At 67.9% G+C, this 15841-nt stretch carries 14 protein-coding genes and 1 pseudogene; 7 read left to right on the top strand and 8 right to left on the bottom strand.

Features of this window, described 5'->3' with window-relative positions; translation table 11 throughout:
* The first annotated feature begins 203 nt into the window (after positions 1 to 203).
* The 4 genes from PSTAB_RS02035 (at position 204) to PSTAB_RS02020 (ending at position 4227) form a co-directional block, all read left to right on the top strand.
* Positions 204 to 1880: a carbon starvation CstA family protein gene (locus tag PSTAB_RS02035; protein ID WP_013981519.1), complete on the top strand. Its 1677-nt coding sequence runs from the start codon at positions 204 to 206 to the stop codon at positions 1878 to 1880.
* Entirely contained in the window at positions 1877 to 2143 is a 267-nt protein-coding gene (locus PSTAB_RS02030; protein ID WP_013981518.1) for a cory-CC-star protein, read from the top strand. The genes PSTAB_RS02035 and PSTAB_RS02030 overlap by 4 nt, the downstream gene beginning before the upstream one ends.
* Positions 2134 to 3126 carry an ArsA family ATPase gene (locus PSTAB_RS02025; RefSeq protein WP_013981517.1) on the top strand — a complete coding sequence of 331 codons (993 nt, stop codon included), beginning with the start codon at positions 2134 to 2136 and terminating at the stop codon, positions 3124 to 3126. Before PSTAB_RS02030 ends, PSTAB_RS02025 begins: the two co-directional genes overlap by 10 nt.
* 93 nt (positions 3127 to 3219) lie before the next feature.
* A complete protein-coding gene (locus tag PSTAB_RS02020) occupies positions 3220 to 4227 on the top strand; it encodes an SDR family oxidoreductase (protein ID WP_013981516.1) in 1008 nt (335 codons plus the stop codon).
* 22 nt (positions 4228 to 4249) lie between these two features.
* On the opposite strand, the gene PSTAB_RS21500 is transcribed toward PSTAB_RS02020, so the two are convergent.
* Both PSTAB_RS21500 and PSTAB_RS21495 read right to left on the bottom strand, forming a co-directional pair.
* A complete protein-coding gene (locus PSTAB_RS21500) occupies positions 4250 to 4903 on the bottom strand; it encodes a dienelactone hydrolase family protein (protein ID WP_013981515.1) in 654 nt (217 codons plus the stop codon).
* Complete coding sequence (locus tag PSTAB_RS21495; protein ID WP_013981514.1) at positions 4900 to 5568, bottom strand: phosphoribosyltransferase; 669 nt, start codon at positions 5566 to 5568, stop codon at positions 4900 to 4902. The genes PSTAB_RS21500 and PSTAB_RS21495 overlap by 4 nt, the downstream gene beginning before the upstream one ends.
* A 220-nt stretch (positions 5569 to 5788) precedes the next feature.
* Here PSTAB_RS21495 and PSTAB_RS02005 point away from each other — a divergent pair, with 220 nt between their 5' ends.
* The 3 genes from PSTAB_RS02005 to PSTAB_RS01995 all read left to right on the top strand — a co-directional run bounded on the left by PSTAB_RS02005 (position 5789) and on the right by PSTAB_RS01995 (position 9833).
* Entirely contained in the window at positions 5789 to 6874 is a 1086-nt protein-coding gene (locus PSTAB_RS02005; protein WP_013981513.1) for a polyamine ABC transporter substrate-binding protein, read from the top strand.
* Positions 6861 to 9227: a putative bifunctional diguanylate cyclase/phosphodiesterase gene (locus PSTAB_RS02000; RefSeq protein WP_013981512.1), complete on the top strand. Its 2367-nt coding sequence runs from the start codon at positions 6861 to 6863 to the stop codon at positions 9225 to 9227. Before PSTAB_RS02005 ends, PSTAB_RS02000 begins: the two co-directional genes overlap by 14 nt.
* Before the next feature lie 126 nt (positions 9228 to 9353).
* Positions 9354 to 9833 carry a BCAM0308 family protein gene (locus tag PSTAB_RS01995; RefSeq protein WP_013981511.1) on the top strand — a complete coding sequence of 160 codons (480 nt, stop codon included), beginning with the start codon at positions 9354 to 9356 and terminating at the stop codon, positions 9831 to 9833.
* 16 nt (positions 9834 to 9849) lie between these two features.
* On the opposite strand, the gene PSTAB_RS01990 is transcribed toward PSTAB_RS01995, so the two are convergent.
* From PSTAB_RS01990 to PSTAB_RS22080, 6 genes and pseudogenes are all read right to left on the bottom strand, one after another.
* Complete coding sequence (locus tag PSTAB_RS01990) at positions 9850 to 10524, bottom strand: DUF1028 domain-containing protein (RefSeq protein WP_013981510.1); 675 nt, start codon at positions 10522 to 10524, stop codon at positions 9850 to 9852.
* Between the two features lie 70 nt (positions 10525 to 10594).
* Positions 10595 to 10936, bottom strand: coding sequence for a c-type cytochrome (locus PSTAB_RS01985; protein ID WP_013981509.1), 342 nt, complete (start codon positions 10934 to 10936; stop codon positions 10595 to 10597).
* A gap of 56 nt (positions 10937 to 10992) precedes the next feature.
* The gene (locus tag PSTAB_RS01980) at positions 10993 to 12261 is read right to left on the bottom strand and encodes a PQQ-dependent sugar dehydrogenase (RefSeq protein WP_013981508.1); all 1269 of its coding nucleotides are present in this window, start codon (positions 12259 to 12261) and stop codon (positions 10993 to 10995) included.
* Between the two features lie 151 nt (positions 12262 to 12412).
* Entirely contained in the window at positions 12413 to 12871 is a 459-nt protein-coding gene (locus PSTAB_RS01975) for a YehS family protein (RefSeq protein WP_011911603.1), read from the bottom strand.
* 63 nt (positions 12872 to 12934) lie between these two features.
* On the bottom strand, positions 12935 to 14332 hold the full coding sequence (locus PSTAB_RS01970; protein ID WP_013981507.1) for a sigma-54-dependent transcriptional regulator: 1398 nt from the start codon (positions 14330 to 14332) through the stop codon (positions 12935 to 12937).
* Positions 14325 to 15804, bottom strand: a pseudogene (locus tag PSTAB_RS22080) (sensor histidine kinase). The gene PSTAB_RS01970 and the pseudogene PSTAB_RS22080 overlap by 8 nt, the downstream one beginning before the upstream one ends.
* Positions 15805 to 15841 lie beyond the last annotated feature (37 nt).

Genomic DNA, 15841 nt, shown 5'->3' with positions numbered 1-15841 from the left:
ACAGGCGGCGGCGAAAAGCCTTGTATCAGCAGATTGCCGCTGGGCTTGCCCGCGCGCCCGCTCGCGCGCGGGCGGAACGTCCGTGGCGAGCGCTGGTCTGTCCCCTGAGGCCGCGGCGTGGACGCCCGGTCATAACAATCACCCCATGAGGGCCAAACAGGACTGCGTTGTCGCCGGCGAGCGGCACGCCGAGGAATCCCCAGATGAGTGCAATCGCGTTGTTGCTGGTCGGCCTGGGCGCCATGGCGCTGGGCTACGTCTTCTACTCCCAGTTCATCGCCGAACGAATCTACCGGCTCGATCCCAACTATCGGACGCCCGCGCACACCATGCGCGACGGCGTGGACTACGTACCGACCAACAAATTCGTGCTCTGGGGCCACCACTTCACCTCGGTGGCCGGCGCCGCGCCCATCGTCGGCCCGGCCATCGCGGTGATCTGGGGCTGGGGTCCGGCCTTCGCCTGGGTGGTCTTCGGCACCATCTTCTTCGCTGGTGTGCATGACTTCGGTGCGCTCTGGGCCAGCGCCCGCAGCCGCGGCCAGTCGGTGGGCATGCTCAGTGGTCGGCTGATCGGCTCGCGCGGGCGCAGTCTGTTCCTGGTGGTGATCTTCCTCGTGCTGCTGATGGTCAACGGCGCCTTTGCCGCGGTGATCTCCAACCTGCTGGTGTCCACGCCAACCTCGGTGATCCCGGTGTGGGGCGCGATCCTGGTGGCGCTGGTGATCGGCCAGATGATCTACCGCTACAACATGAAGCTGCTCTGGCCTTCGCTGGGCGGGGTGATCGTGCTCTACGCGCTGATCCTGATCGGCAACCAGTACCCCATCGTGCTGCCGGACGAGATCATGGGCCTGTCGGCCAAGTCGCTGTGGATCCTGCTGCTGTTCGTCTACGCCGCCATCGCCTCGCTGCTGCCGGTGTGGGTGCTGCTGCAGCCGCGCGACTACATCAACGGCCTGCAACTGTTCGTCGGCCTCGGCCTGCTCTACCTGGCGGTGCTGTTCGGCGCGCCGGAGCTGGTGGCGCCGGCCTTCAACCAGGAGCTGCCGGCCGATACCCCGAGCATCGTGCCGCTGCTGTTCGTCACCATCGCCTGCGGCGCGATCTCCGGTTTCCACGGCCTGGTGGCCTCCGGCACCACCTCCAAGCAGCTGGACAAGGAAACCGACGCCCGCTTCGTCGGCTACTTCGGCGCCATGGGCGAAGGCATGCTCTCGCTGGCGGCGATCATCTGCTGCACCGCCGGCTTCGCCACCCTGACCGACTGGCAGCAGGTCTACACCGCCTTTGGCAGCGGCGGCGTCACCGCCTTCGTGCAGGGTGGCGGCACGCTGCTGGCCAACGGTCTGGGCCTGCCTGCCGAGCTTGGCGGGACCATTCTCGCAGTGATGGCGATTCTCTTCGCCGGCACCACCATGGACACCGGCCTGCGCCTGCAGCGCTTCGTCATCCAGGAAGCCGGCGAGCTGGCCGGAATGAAGGTCAACACCCTGGTGGGCACGCTGATCGCCGTCGGCGTGTGCATGGCGCTGGCCTTCGGTGCCGGCTCCGATGGCACCGGCGGCATGGTCATCTGGCCGCTGTTCGGTACCACCAACCAGCTGCTGGCCGGCCTGACCCTGGCGGTGATCACCGTCATCCTGATCAAGCTCGGCCGCTCGCCGGTGTACACCCTGGTGCCGCTGGTGTTCCTGCTGGCCATGTCGATCTACGCGCTGCTGGTGCAGATGGGCCAGTTCTACCGCGCCGAAAACTGGCTGCTGCTGGGCATGGACGTGATCATCCTGATCGCCGCACTGTGGGTCACACTCGAGGCGATCATCGCCATGCGCAAGGGCCGCGACCCGGCCGAGCGCGCCTTCGAGGCGCAGCCGTGAGCGAGCCGCTGAGCATTCTCGGCAAGGTTTCCGCGGGGCTGCGCGAGTTCTACGTCGCGCCCTATCGGCGAACCTTCGCCCGGGCCAGGCGCGACGAGGACGACCTGTTCATGCTGCTGGTGTTCAGCGAAACCCTGGGCGTGCCGAACCCGGCCGCCTGGTACACCCTGGAGCTGATGCCGGCGCTGTACGAGCGCTTCCACGACTGGCACCGGCGCATGGGAATGGAGCACTCGCCACTGGACCATATCGCATGCTGCTAGAGCTGGCGGCCGAGCGTCGCGTGCTGTTCTTTGGCGGCAAGGGTGGCGTCGGCAAGACCACCGTGGCCGCCGCCACCGCCCTCGCCCAGGCGCGGGCCGGGCGCCGCGTGCTGCTGGTCTCCACCGATCCGGCACACAACCTCGGGCACCTCTGGCAGCGCCCGGTGGGCCCGCAGAAGGTGCGCCTGGCGGCCGGGCTCGACGGCCTGGAGCTGGACCCGGAACTCACCGTGCAGCAGCACCTCGAGGACGTCGGCGCCGCCCTGCGCAAGCTGATGCCGGCGCACCTGGCCGGCGAAGTGGACAAGCACATGGCGCTGTCGCGCGATGCCCCTGGAATGCACGAGGCGGCGCTGCTCGAACGCATCGCCGAGACGCTGGAGCAGGGCCTGGCGGACTACGACCTGCTGGTGTTCGATACCGCCCCGTCCGGGCACACGGCACGGCTGATGGCGCTGCCGGAAATGATGAGCGCCTGGACCGAAGGCCTGCTGCGCCGGCAGGAGCGCGGCTCGCGCTTCAGCCAGGTGTTGAAGAACCTCGGCCAGGACGATCGCGGCTTCGGCCAGTCCATACTCGGCCAGAACGATGGCGAGGCTGCGCCGGATCGCGACAGTCGTATTCGCCAGATCCTCGACCGTCGCCGCGAGCGCTTCAACCGGCTGCGCGAGGTGCTCGGTGATGCGCAGCAGTGCGCGTTCGTCATCGTGCTCGCCGCCGAGCGGCTGCCGGTGCTGGAAACCATCGAACTGCATGCGCTGCTGCAGCGCGCCGGCACGCCGGTCGGCGCGCTGGTGGTGAACAAGCGCTCGCCGGCCGATGCCGGCGCCTTTCTCGCCGAACGCCACGCCCAGGAAGAACAGCATCTCGCCACCCTGCGCCAGGCGCTGGGCCAGCTACCACTGCTGGAGCTGCCGCTTTTGCCCGGTGATGTGGTCGGCGAAGCGGCGCTGGAAGCCTTCGCCCGCAGGCTGGCCGACTGACCCAGACCGCCCGTCACACCGACTGAACGGCCTCGTCGCGCCCTTTTCCATACGCCATGCCATATCCATTGCAAAGCGCGAGAGGAGGGTTCCATGAAGCTGCATCTCAAACCCCTGAACCAGCAGGTCATCGTCATCACCGGCGGCTCCAGCGGCATCGGTGTGGCCACCGCACGCATGGCCGTCGAGCAGGGCGCCCGCGTGGCGCTGATCTCCCGCAACGAGGAAGCACTAGCGCAGATCGAACAACAGCTGAGCGCCGGCGAACGGGTCATGCACGTGGTGGCCGATGTCGGTGAGCGCGAGCAGCTGCAACATGCTGCCGACCAGGTGATCGAGCGTTTCGGCGGCTTCGACACCTGGATCAACAACGCCGGATCATCGGTCTGGGGTCGCCTCGGCGACGTCAGCGACGAGGATCACCAGCGCGTCATGCAGACCAACTTCTGGGGCACCTTCTATGGCTCCAGCATCGCCGCGGCGCACCTGCGCCCACGTGGCGGCTCGATCATCAACATAGGCAGCCTGGAGTCGGTGGTGGCGCTGCCCTTCCACGCCAGCTACAGCGCCAGCAAGCACGCGGTGAAGGCGCTGACCGACGTGCTGCGGCTGGAGCTGGAACAGGATCGCGCTCCGGTCTCGGTGACGCTGGTGCGGCCGGTGGCGACCGATACGCCGCTCATGGATCACTCGAAGAACGAGCTGGAGAGCGCACCGAACTTCCCGCCGCCGGTGTACGCGCCGGAGGTGGTCGCCCAGGCCATCCTGCATGCGGCCGAACACCCACAGCGCGACGTCTACATCGGCAATGGCAAGCTGCTCAGCCGCCTCGAACAGAACGCGCCGCGCCTGGTGGACTGGCTGCGCCGCCGCTTCATCGCCCCGACAATCGTCAGCGGCCGTCCGGATGCCAACCGTCGCGGCCAACTGCACGAAGCCGACAGCAGCCAGGGCGGCGCCGGGCATGCCCATGGCGCCTATCCCGGGGTGGTGCTGCAGCACAGCCTGTATACCCGCGCCTCGCAACACCCGGTGGCGACCACCGCCGCCCTGGCGCTGGGCGCGCTGACGGTGTTCTCGTTGCTGCGCCGCCGCGGCTGATCGGGCGGTGGCCGGCGTGCGGCTATACCAGGTGCCGCACGAACCAGTCGCCGGCCAGGCGCGCCACCTCTTCCAGCGTGCCGTGCTCCTCGAACAGGTGGCTCGCGCCGGGCACCACCACCAGCTGGTGCTCGCACTGCAGTCGTGCCGCGGCGGCACGATTGAGCTCCAGCACCTCCAGGTCGCGGCTGCCGACGATGAACAGCGAAGCGGCGTGGACTCGTGCCAGCGACGGCTCGGCCAGGTCGACGCGCCCCCCGCGCGAGACCACTGCCGCGATGTCGGCTGGGCGCGAAGCCGCGGTGGTGAGCGCCGCGGCCGCACCGGTGCTGGCACCGAACAGACCGATGCGCAGCTCGCGCAGCTGTGCATCGCTGCTCAGCTGATCGATCACGCCCGTCAGGCGCTGGCTGAGCAAGGGGATGTCGAAGCGCAGCTGGCGGGTGATCTCGTCGATGGGTTGCTCGTGCTTGGTCAGCAGGTCGAACAGCAGGGTGGCCAGGCCCATTTCGTTGAAGCAGCGCGCCACGCTCTGGTTGCGTGGGCTGTGCCGGCTGCTGCCGCTGCCGTGCACGAAGACCACCAGTCCACGCGCCGCAGCCGGCACGCACAGGTCGCCGTGCAGGCGGGCCTTGCCGAGGGTGAAGCGCATCGGGGTCGCGGATGACTGGCTCATGCCGGCTGCCCTCCCCGGCTCCAGGCGCGCTGCAGCAGATCGACCACCAGGCGGTCCGGGGTCTGATCGAAGTTCTGGTACCAGCGGCCGATTGCATAGAGGTCATGGGGCATGTGCAGGCAGATGATGCGGTCGGCCAGCGGCTCCAGTTGCGCGACGCTGTCCGGAGCTGCCACCGGCACCGCCACGGTGATGCTCGACGGCTCCAGCTGGCGCACCGCCTTCACCGCGGCGCGCATGGTGGCGCCCGTGGCCAGTCCGTCATCCACCAGGATCACCGCACGCCCGGCGACCACCGGCCGCGGGCGGTCACCGCGATAAGCCTGTTCGCGGCGCTGCAACTCGTGGCTTTCCTGAGCGATGGTACCGTCGATCTCGGCCCTGGAGGCGTGAACGTAGCGCACGATGTCCTCGTTCATCACCCGCACACCACCGCTGGCGATGGCGCCCATGGCCAGCTCGCGATTGCCGGGCGTGCCGAGCTTGCGTACCACCAGAATGTCCAGCTCCAGGCCCAGGCGTTGCGCCACCTCGAACGCCACCGGCACACCACCGCGCGGCAGCGCCAGCACCAGGGCATCGGTCCAGTCGCCTTCCTGCGCCAACCGCTCGGCCAGTGCCTCGCCTGCATGTATTCGATCGGGGAAAGGGATCATCAGGGTCATGGCCGGTTCCTCGCTACGCTGCCGAATGCATTGGAGTCTGGCTCAAGAATGGGAGGTCCGTCGGCCGCTGCGACAAACAACGCAGAACCGCCGCCGATCGGGGCGTAAGCGGCGGTCGACGAAAGGCATTGCCGTCATATGTCTGGCGCCATTAAAGTGCCAGCACTGCAACCATGCCGGGACGCCGGCTGGTTCGACCTCTGCCAGCGGAAGGATGCCCATGCCGAACAACAAAAAACCCCGGGTCGCCTGGTGCGTACGCAGCGCAGTGCTGATGACCGTCAGCCTGCTGTTTCCCTCTACCTCGCTGCACGCGGCACAAAGCCTGACGCTGCTGACCTGGGAGGAATACCTCAGCGAGGCGGTGATCGAGCGCTGGCAGGCCGAGACCGGGGTCGAGATCCAGCAGATCTTCTTCGACAGCGGCGACAAGCGTGACGAGATCCTCGCCAAACCCGACCACCAGATCGACATCGCCCTCACCGAGCTGATCAGCTCGTCGCGCTTCGGTGCGCGCAAACTGCTGGAGCCGATCGAGCAAGCCCGCCTGCCGGCGCTGCGTCATGTGGCCCGGCGCTGGCGCGACAGCTGCGGCCGTTACGCCGTGCCGTACCTGTGGGGCACGCTGGGCATCGCCTATCGCAGTGACCGCATCGAGCAGGCGCCACGCTCCTGGGCGGACCTGCTCAAACCGGCGCGGCCGGCCGAGCCGCACATCGTGATGATGGAAGACCACGAGGACATCCTCGCCAGCCCGTTGATCCTGCTCGGCCACTCGATCAACACCTCTGACCTCGACCAGCTCAAGGCAGCGTTCGAGCTGCTGCGCAACCAATCCGAGGCAGTGCTCACCTACGAGTACGTGATCACCGCGCTGCGCAGCCAGCGGCATCTCGACCGCGCCGACATGGCGCTGGCCTACAGCGGCGACCAGCAGGTGCTCAACGCGGTCGAGGGCGTGCACGGCGAGCCCTGGCGCTACGTGGTGCCGGAAGAAGGCACACTGCTCTGGGTCGACTGCCTGTCGGTGCCGAGCAACAGCCCGAACCAGGCGCTGGCCTACCGCTTCCTGGACTTCCTCAACCGACCCGAGATCGCCGCGCTGAATGCCGAGGACCTGGGCGTCGCCACGCCGAATGCCGCAGCCCGGGCGCTGCTGCCGGAGGACGTGCGCGCGGATGCGACCATCTACCCGCCAGAGGCGGTCCTGGCCCGCAGCCAGGTCTACGAGGAGCGCCCGCTGGAAGGCACGCAGACCCGGCGGCGCATCATCAGCGCACTGATCAACGCCCATGACGCTCGGTAAACGCGCGCTGCTGGTGATCTTCCCGGTCATTCTGATCATCCAGCTGGTTGCCTCGACCACCGCCTACCTGACCCAGCGCGCCTCGCTGCTGGGTCTGGAGCAGGCGCGTCTGGAGCAGCAGCTGTCGGCGCTGAAGTCGGCCTATCTGGACTACGAGGCGTTCAACCGCAGCGTGCTCTACTCGATCATCGACAGCGAGGCGTTGCTGCACTTCCTGCGCGAGTCGGACACCGCCTTTCGCAACGACACCCTCGGGCTTCGCCTGCAGCAAAGCATTCGCTCGCTGTCGAACACCGAACTGTCGTTCGTTTCCTTCGCCATCGTGCAGCCCGATGGCCAGCCGGCCTACTACTTCGAGAGCAGCCTGTCGCCGTTCGGCTCGATGGATGCCTCGCAGCAACGGATCGTCCAGCAGGCCCGGCAATCGGCTTCCAGCGCGACGATCTACCTCGAACAGGCCGATGGCGCTCCGCTGCTGGTCAACACCGACTTCGTCCTGCCGGCCAGCGGCAGTCGGCCGCTGCCGAGCCAGCGCGGTGAAGCCTTCGCCATCCAGCTGGCGGTACGCCCCGAGCGATTCATCAAGCTCAAGCGGGCACTGGAGAGCGAATACGGTGCGCCGGTGGAGATCGCCGACCAGCAGTTGCCGGTGAACGTCGGCCTGTCCGCCGAGATTCCGCTGTCGCGCTCACTGCACGCCCGCCTGACGCCGGCGCCGGACTACACCGGCGAGCGCCTGCAAAAGCTCGGGCTGGCCTTTCTCGCGGGTGGTTCGCTGATCGGCCTGCTGTCCATCGGGCTGCTGCTATGGCTGATCCGCCGCTACATCACCACGCCCATCAGCCAGCTGGACAACCAGCTCACCGACCTGCTGCTGTGCAAACGCGCGGCCCTCGACGAGCCCAGCGACGGCGGCGAGATCGGCCGTCTGACGGTCAACATGAAGACCCTGCACGATCGCAGCACCGCCGCGCTGCAGCGCATCCAGGAGATCTCCTGGACCGACAGCCTGACGCAGATCAGCAACCGCGCGCACTTCGGCATGCTGGCCAACGTCATGTATGAACAATGCCTGCAGGAAGACAAGCGCCTGTCGCTGCTGTTCATCGAACTGGACAACTTCAAGCAGGTCAACGACCGCCACGGCCACGATGCCGGCGATGCCCTGCTGCGCCTGTTCGCCCAGCGCGCCCAGACGCTGCTGGAACGGCATCGCCAGCAGCATCCGCACACCTATTCGGCGTTCGCCCGGCTGTCCGGCGACGAATTCGCCATCCTCCTGCTGAGCGATGCCGAGCCCGGCCTCGACGCACTGTGCGACGCGCTGCTCGGCCTGTGCCGCGGCGGATTCCGCCTGGAGGAGCGAACCTACCCGGTCAGCCTCAGCATCGGCACCGCCTGCTATCCGGACGATGCCGACTCCATCACCCAGCTGCTCACCCGCGCCGACACCGCCATGTACCAAGCCAAGGCCGAAGGCAAGTGCATGGCGGTGGCATTCAGCAACGAGCTGGAACAGCGCAACGAGCGAATCCGCCTGATCGAGGACCAGCTGCGCGCACTGGACGGCGACGACCAGCTGCGGCTGGTCTACATGCCGGCACTCAACCGCGACGGTGCGGTGGTCAGCTGCGAAGTGCTGCTGCGCTGGCATTCACCGGTGCTGGGCACGGTCTCGCCCGCCGAGTTCATCCCCATTGCCGAGCGTGCCGGGCTGTTCCCGAAGATCGACAGCTGGGTCATCGACCACGCACTGGCCGAGTACCCGCAGCTGGTGCGGCTGTTTGGCGAGCAGGTGATCCTGGCGATCAACGTGTCCTCCGCGCAGCTGGCCGACGACCGCATCTGCCGCTATCTGGCCGAGCGCGCCGCCCATCACAGGGTGGCCCCGGGCAGGATCGAGATCGAGCTGACCGAGACCTACGCGGCCGAGCTGAACAAGGACACCATGGCCGTGGTGCAGGCCATTCGCCGGGCCGGCTTTCGCGTCGCCATCGACGATTTCGGCGTCGGCTACACGTCCATCCAGCAATTGCTGGAGTACCCGGCCGACACCATCAAGCTGGACATGGCGATCATCACGCGGCTGACACGACCGGACATGCAGCACAGCCTCAGCGCCCTGGTCGCCTTCTGCCATGCCCAGGGCAAGCGGGTGAATGCCGAAGGCGTGGATGACATGGAGAAGCAGTCGGCGCTGCTGCAGGCCGGTTGCGACCTGTTCCAGGGCTACCTGATCTCGCCGCCACGGGCATTGCCGGCACTGGAAGACTGGATGGCCGTGCGCAACCGCGCCCAGGGTGCGCTGCGCCTGGAGCAGCTGGCGCCGCGGGTGGTTCCGCAACCCTTATGAGCGAGTCGCGCGAGCCCTTGCGCGACCGATCATCGCAACCGGCGGACGCCACGTCCCGCAGGCGGAAGAGCGCTGTGAGCTGATCTACGCTGCAAAGGCACCCTCCCTATCATTGAGGCCTTTGCCATGGACAAGACGCGCGACAAGCTTCTACAACCCGAACACCACGACCCCTACCTCAAGGCATGGCACCAGCGCAGCGACACCCTCTGCCCACGATGCGGCGCCGCCTACCAGGCCGGACGCTGGACCTGGAACGGCCTGGTCGATGCGAGCAACGCCCAGGAAGCCCTCTGCCCTGCCTGCCAGCGCATCGCCGAAGACGTGCCGGCCGGCACCATCAGCCTGCGCGGCGCGTTCGTCAAAGCGCACACCGACGAACTCAGCGGACTGATCCGCAACACCGAAGAAAAGGAAAAGGGCGAACATCCGCTCGAGCGCCTGATGGCCATCAGCGACGAACCCGATGGATTGCGCGTGACCACCACCGGCCTGCACCTGGCTCAGCGCATCGGCCACGCGCTGGAAGCCGCCTACGACGGCGAACTGAAGATCCTCTACGACGGTGAAGCGTATTACGTCGACGTGCACTGGCTACGCGACTGAGCCTGCGAACCCCGGCTCAGATGGTCTCCTCGCCGGCCGCCCCGGCCGGATTGGCGCGGGTCGGCATGGCGAGGATTTCCGGCACCACCTCGCGGGCGAACACCTCGTGCAACCGACGCAGCTCGGCGAAGGGGTCACGATGATGGTCGACGCGGATATCCCACAGCGGGTATTGCTCCTGGTCGACCACATACACCGTCGCCGAGGATTCGCCATGGCGGTCGCCACCCTCGGCGTCGCCAGCCGCCAGCGCGGCCATCAGGCGCTCCACCAGCGGCAGCTGCACGCTACCGACATAGGCTTCGCAAGCCGCCTCCAATACCTCCCGCCCCTTGAGCCGGTTGCCCTGCACGCAGAACTGCTCGCCGGCGATGGAGCCGGCCCAGGGCAGGCAGCGCTCGCCGGTCCAGCAGGCGGTGCGCCCGCTACTGTCGATGACCGCGCACTGGCGCAGCTCCATGCACGGATCGGTGCGCCGCAGCCGCTCGAGCACTTCGCCGGCCGGACTGAACTCGCGCAGGAAGCGCAGGCCGTCGATGCCCAGGTACGGATTGATCTGCGCCTGGGTCGCCACCGCGCCCACACGTGCCGCCGCGTGGGTCAGCAGCTTGCCCACGGCTGGCATGGCGGTGGCGGCGGCGACACCGATCTGCCCGGTGCGCGGGCAGCGGGCGACGATGGAAAAGGTCATGGGCGTGCTCTCTGGACTGGTCGCACGTTAGGCCGACGCCGAGGGGCAAACGTTCAGGCGGCCCCGTGTTTCATTCCGGCAGCTCGACACTGACCTTGATCGAGGAGTACCAGCGCGTCACCGCGGCGATGTCGTCATCGCCCAGCCCCGCAGCGATCACGCTCATTTGCGGATGCTTGCGCTCGCCGGAGCGGAACGCCTGCAGCTGGCGGGCCAGGTAGAGCTCGCCGTTGCCGGCCAGGTTAGGTGCGTCGGCGACCTTGGCGAGGCCGTCGATGCCATGACAGGCGGCGCACATCTTCGCCTTGGCCTTGTCCGCCGCAAGGTCGGCGGCCTGCAGCGACGGCGCCAGGCACAACAGTAACGGCAGCATGCGGCACAGGCGCCGGTGCGAAACGAGAGCGATGGGCATGCGGTACTCCTCGGATGGGCGCCGGCCCGCGGCGAGGCACGGGCCGGCGCGGCGGCTCACTTGCCCTGGTAGGAGATGCGATAGATGGCGCCAGCGGTGTCGTCGCTGACCAGCAACGAGCCATCCTTGAGCTGGGCGACGTCGACGATGCGGCCGTAGTACTCGCCGGTTTCCTCGTCCAGCCAGCCTTCGGCGAAGGGCACCGTCTCGCCGGACGGACCGCTGCCATCGGCCGCAAACGGCGTGAACATCACCCGCGCACCGGCCGGCACGGTGCGGTTCCAGCTGCCGCGCTGGGCGCTGAAAAGCCCGCCGCGGTACTGCTCGGGAAACTGCTTGCCGGTGTAGAAGGTCAGGCCCATGTCGGCGGCGTGGGCAATGGTTTCCACCACCGGCGGGGTCAGGCCTTCCGGCGGCGTTTCGTCGGCGTACTCGTTGGTACGCACCTGGCCGCCGCCGTACCAGGGCATGCCGAACTTCATTCCGGCCTTGGGTGCACGATTGATCTCGCCTGTCGGCGTGTCGTCGCCCATACCGTCGACCTGGTTGTCGGTGAACCAGAGCTCCTTCGTCGTCGGGTGATAGGTGATGCCCACCGAGTTGCGCACGCCGGTGGCGTAGACCTCGCGCTTGCTGCCGTCGCGCTCCATGCGCACGATGCCGCCGATGCCGTGCCGCTCGTACAGCTCCAGCTTGTCCTTGGGCGGCACGTTGTGCGGCTGGCCGAGGGAGATGGTGAGCTTGTTGTCCGGGCTGATGGCACAGACCCGCGCGCCGTGGTTGTAGCTCTCTTCATCCTTGGGGATCAGCTCGCCGGTCGACACCACGATGTCCGCCGCCACGTCCGGCCCCTCGTAGAAGAACTCGGCGGCCGGGAACACCAGCACGCGGTTGTGCTCGGCGACGAAGAGAAAGCCGTCCGGGCTGAAACAGGGGCCAGGCTGGGTGAAGGAGATCGCCGGGGCGAAGCGCTTCACTTCGTCGGCGGTGCGGTTCTTGGTGCGATCGGTGACCGCCCACAGGTCGGTCTTGCGGGTGCCGACGAACACCACCCCGCTGGAAGGCCCGACTGCCATATGGCGGGCATCGGGCACTACGGCGTAGAGGTCAATGCGAAACCCTTCGGGCAGCTTGATGCGTTTGAGGTTCTCGCGGATGGCATCGGCGGTGGGGCCGTCCTGGGCAATGGTCTTTATGTCCAGGGACTGGCCGGTGGTCTTCATCGAGCGCATGCGCTCCAGGGCTTCGTCACTGGTCGGCGCCGCGATGGCAGCGGCGCAGCTCAGCGCGAGCAGGGCGCTCAGGGTCAGGCGGAAGGTCTTCATGGCACGCACCTCGGGGCACCGCCACAGGGGGCGGTCATCTTGTTGTTATGGCGTTCCCGGCGCCGAGCTGCGCACCGGGCATGCGGCTGCTGCCTGCTTCAGCGTAGCGGCCGCCCGGCCATTTACCACTTGAGGTGCCCTGCGGTGCAGCTCAGCCCTGGCGCAGCGAAAGTCCCTTCAGGAAATTGCGCAGCAGCTGGTCGCCGCAGGGCCGATAGTTGCTGTGCCCGGGCTTGCGGAACAGTGCGCCGAGCTCGGATTTCGACAGCTGCAGATCGGCGGCATGCAGGATCGCCTGCAGGTCTTCGTCGCGCAGCTCGAAGGCCACCCGCAGTTTCTTCAGGATCTGGTTGTTGCTGACCGGCAGTTCCAGCGGCGGTGCCGGGCGGCTTTCATCCTTGCCACGCTTGAAATAGATCAGCCCGTCGAGAAAACGCGCCATCGCCTCGTCCGGGCATTCCTGATAGCCGTCCTCGTCCTCGCGGCTGAGCCAGGCGCGAACCTCGGCCTCGGCAACCGTGCAACCACCCAGGGCCGCGATTTCGGCCATCTGCGCATCGCTGACCTTGAGGGTGTAGCGCAGGCTGCGCAGGACGTCGTTGTTGAGCATGTTCGCTCCTCACTGGGAAAAGGCCGGCAGTGTGCGCCTTCGGGCGCCCTGCGGCGAGCCCGATCAGCCTTCCTCGCGCTCGCCGAGGCGTCTGTACAGCGTGCGCCGTCCGATGCCGAGCAAGGCCGCCGCGCGGCGCTTGTTGCCATCCACCAGCTTGAGCACGTGCTCGATATAACGCAGTTCCAGCTCTTCCAGGGTCGGCAGCAACGGGCCATCGCTGAGCTCGGCGAGCAGCTCGGCCCCGGCGCTGCGGGCCTTGTCGTCACGGTAGCTGGCGATGCGGCTGGGCAGGTGCTCCAGCTCGATGCTGCGCCCGTGGCAGAACGTCACTGCCCGCTCGATGGCGTTCTGCAGCTCGCGCACGTTGCCCGGGAACGGATAGCGGCGTAGCTGCTCCAGCGCCGCCGGCGCGATGCCGCGCACCGGCCGCCCGCCGCGCGCGGCGAAGTGGGCGACGAAGCCGGCGGCCAGCAATTCGAGATCCTCCTCCCGATCACGCAACGGCGGCACCTGCAGGATGAAGGTTTCCAGACGGAAGAACAGGTCTTCGCGGAACGCCTCGCGCCCGGCCTCGGTTTCCAGCGGGCGATTGCTGGCGGCGATGATGCGCACGTCCACGCTGAGTTCGCGCTCGGCACCCACCGGGCGGATCGTGCCTTCCTGCAGCACGCGCAGGAGCTTGGCCTGCAGCGGCAGCGGCATCTCGCCGATCTCGTCGATCTCGTCGAGAAAGAGCGTACCGCCGTCGGCCTGTTGGAACAGCCCCTTGTGCGCGCGATTGGCGCCGGTGAAGGCACCGGCGACATGGCCGAAGAACTCGCTTTCCAGGAGCTCGGCCGGCAACCCGGCGCAGTTGATGGCCAGGAACGGGCCGCCGGCGCGCTCGCTCTCGGCGTGCACCGCCCTGGCCACCAGTTCCTTGCCGGTGCCGCTCTCACCGATCACCAGTACCGGCCCTTCGGCACGGGCGAGCTGGCGGATCTGATCGAACAGCCCGCGCATCACCCGGCTGCGTCCGAGCATGCCGTGGAAGCGATCATCGCTGAGCAGCTGCTGGAAGCGTCGCACTTCGTCGCGCAGGCGCCGCGTCTCCAGCGCGCGGCCGACCGCCAGAGCGAAGTGCTCGAGGTCCAGCGGCTTGGTGAGAAATTCGTCGGCGCCTTCCTTGAGCGCCGCCACCGCCTGCTGAATGCTGCCGAACGCGGTGATCACCAGAAAGGCCGGTGCCGCCTGCATGCTCTTCACCCGCCGCAGCAGCGCCATGCCGTCAGCGCCGGGCAGGCGCAGGTCGCTGACCACCAGCGCCGGCTCCCAGCTTTCCAGGGAACCCACCGCCTCCTCGGCGCTGGCCAGCGCGCGCACCTGCAGCCCGCGATCCTCCAGCTCCTCAACCAGCAGCTGGCGCAGGCTGTCATCGTCCTCGACCAGCAGCACACGCTCCTGCACCGCGTCAGTCATGATTCTCCTCCTCGCTCAATGGCAGCGCGATGCGAAATGCCGCACCCGGCAGCCGGCCGTGGACCAGCTCGATACGCCCGCCGCACTCGCTGACCACCCCATGGGCCACAGCCAGGCCGAGGCCGCTGCCTTCGCCCACCGCCTTGGTGGTGAAGAACGGCTCGAACAGCGCTCCGCGATGGCTTTCAGTAATGCCCGGGCCGTCATCCTCGACCTGCATGAACAACTCGCGACCGTCGCCCCACCAGCTCAGCCGTACCTCGCCTCCCGGGCTGGCCTGGGCGGCGTTGCGCAACAGATTGGTCAGCGCCTGCTCGAAACGCGGCGGGTCGACCCGGCAATGCAGTGTCTGCGGCGGCGCCTGCAGCTGCAGGCGGACTTCGAGCGCGGCCAGCTCGTCGGCCACCGCCGCAGCGGCCGAATGCGCCAGCACCTCGGCCGGCACACGGCGCGGGGGTGAGCCGGCGGCCCGGCCGAAATCCAGCAGCTGACGGACGATCGCGCTAAGCCGCGCCACCTGCTGGCGAATCTGCAACAGCGCGCGGCGATGGCTTTCGGCCAGCTCGTCGTCGCGCAACACCCGCTGCGCCTTGCCATCGATCACGCTCAGCGGGCTGCCCAGCTCGTGGGCCACGCCGGCCGCCAGCCGCCCCACTGCCGCCAGCTGCTGGCTCTGACGCAGGCGCGCCTGCAACTGCTCCTCGCGGGCCTGCTGCTCGGCGACCTGGCGTTCGGCGGCGGCGATGCTGTCGAGCATCTGGTTCAACGCGCCGGACAGCACCATGATCTCCTGCGGCCCGCTGCGCGGCGCACGATGCTCGCGCTCGCCGGCCGCGACGCGCTCCATGCTGCGTGCCAGCTGCTGCAGATGCTTGCCCACCGCGGAGCGGTGACCGAGCAGGATCACCACCAGCGCCACCCCGGCGAGCAAGCCGCCCAGGCCCGGCAGCGATCAGCCGCAGGCGACGGATGTCGCGTTCGAAGTCACCCCAGCGCCGGGTCACCTGCAGCAGGCCATTGATCTGCCCACCGCTCTCTTCCAGCGGAACGAAATAGGAATACACCGGGCGACCGTTGATGCGCTGGTACTCGCCGGTCAGCTCGCCGCCTTCGGTGAGCTGCTGAATCGCCGACGCATCCTGATCCGGCTCCACCGCACCGGCATAGGCAGCCAGCTTGCCGTCACGGTCGTAGACGTAGGCGCCATAGACGCGGCCGACGCCAAGCACCGATTCCAGCACCTGCTGCAGGGTGCGCTCATGGTTCTTCTCCAGGCTGGCGCTCAGCGGCAGGCGCACCGCCCGCGCCACCAGCTCCACCTCGGCCTGCAGCCGCCGCTCGCTGTTGCGCTCCACCGTCCAGAGCACCACCGAACTGAAGCCGAACATGATTGCCATGAGCGGCACGATGACCTTGAGCAAGAGCGCGCCGCGCAGACTGGCTGGCCGCTGCCAGAGTGATACATGTGTCATACCGGCACACTACAGACCGCTGCCCGACAGGTCCACC

Origin of the sequence: Stutzerimonas stutzeri, from assembly GCF_000219605.1 — a bacterium.
Classification (GTDB): domain Bacteria; phylum Pseudomonadota; class Gammaproteobacteria; order Pseudomonadales; family Pseudomonadaceae; genus Stutzerimonas; species Stutzerimonas stutzeri.
The sequence above is the reverse complement of the archived record's forward strand: the minus strand, read 5'-3'. Positions and strand labels throughout refer to the sequence as shown.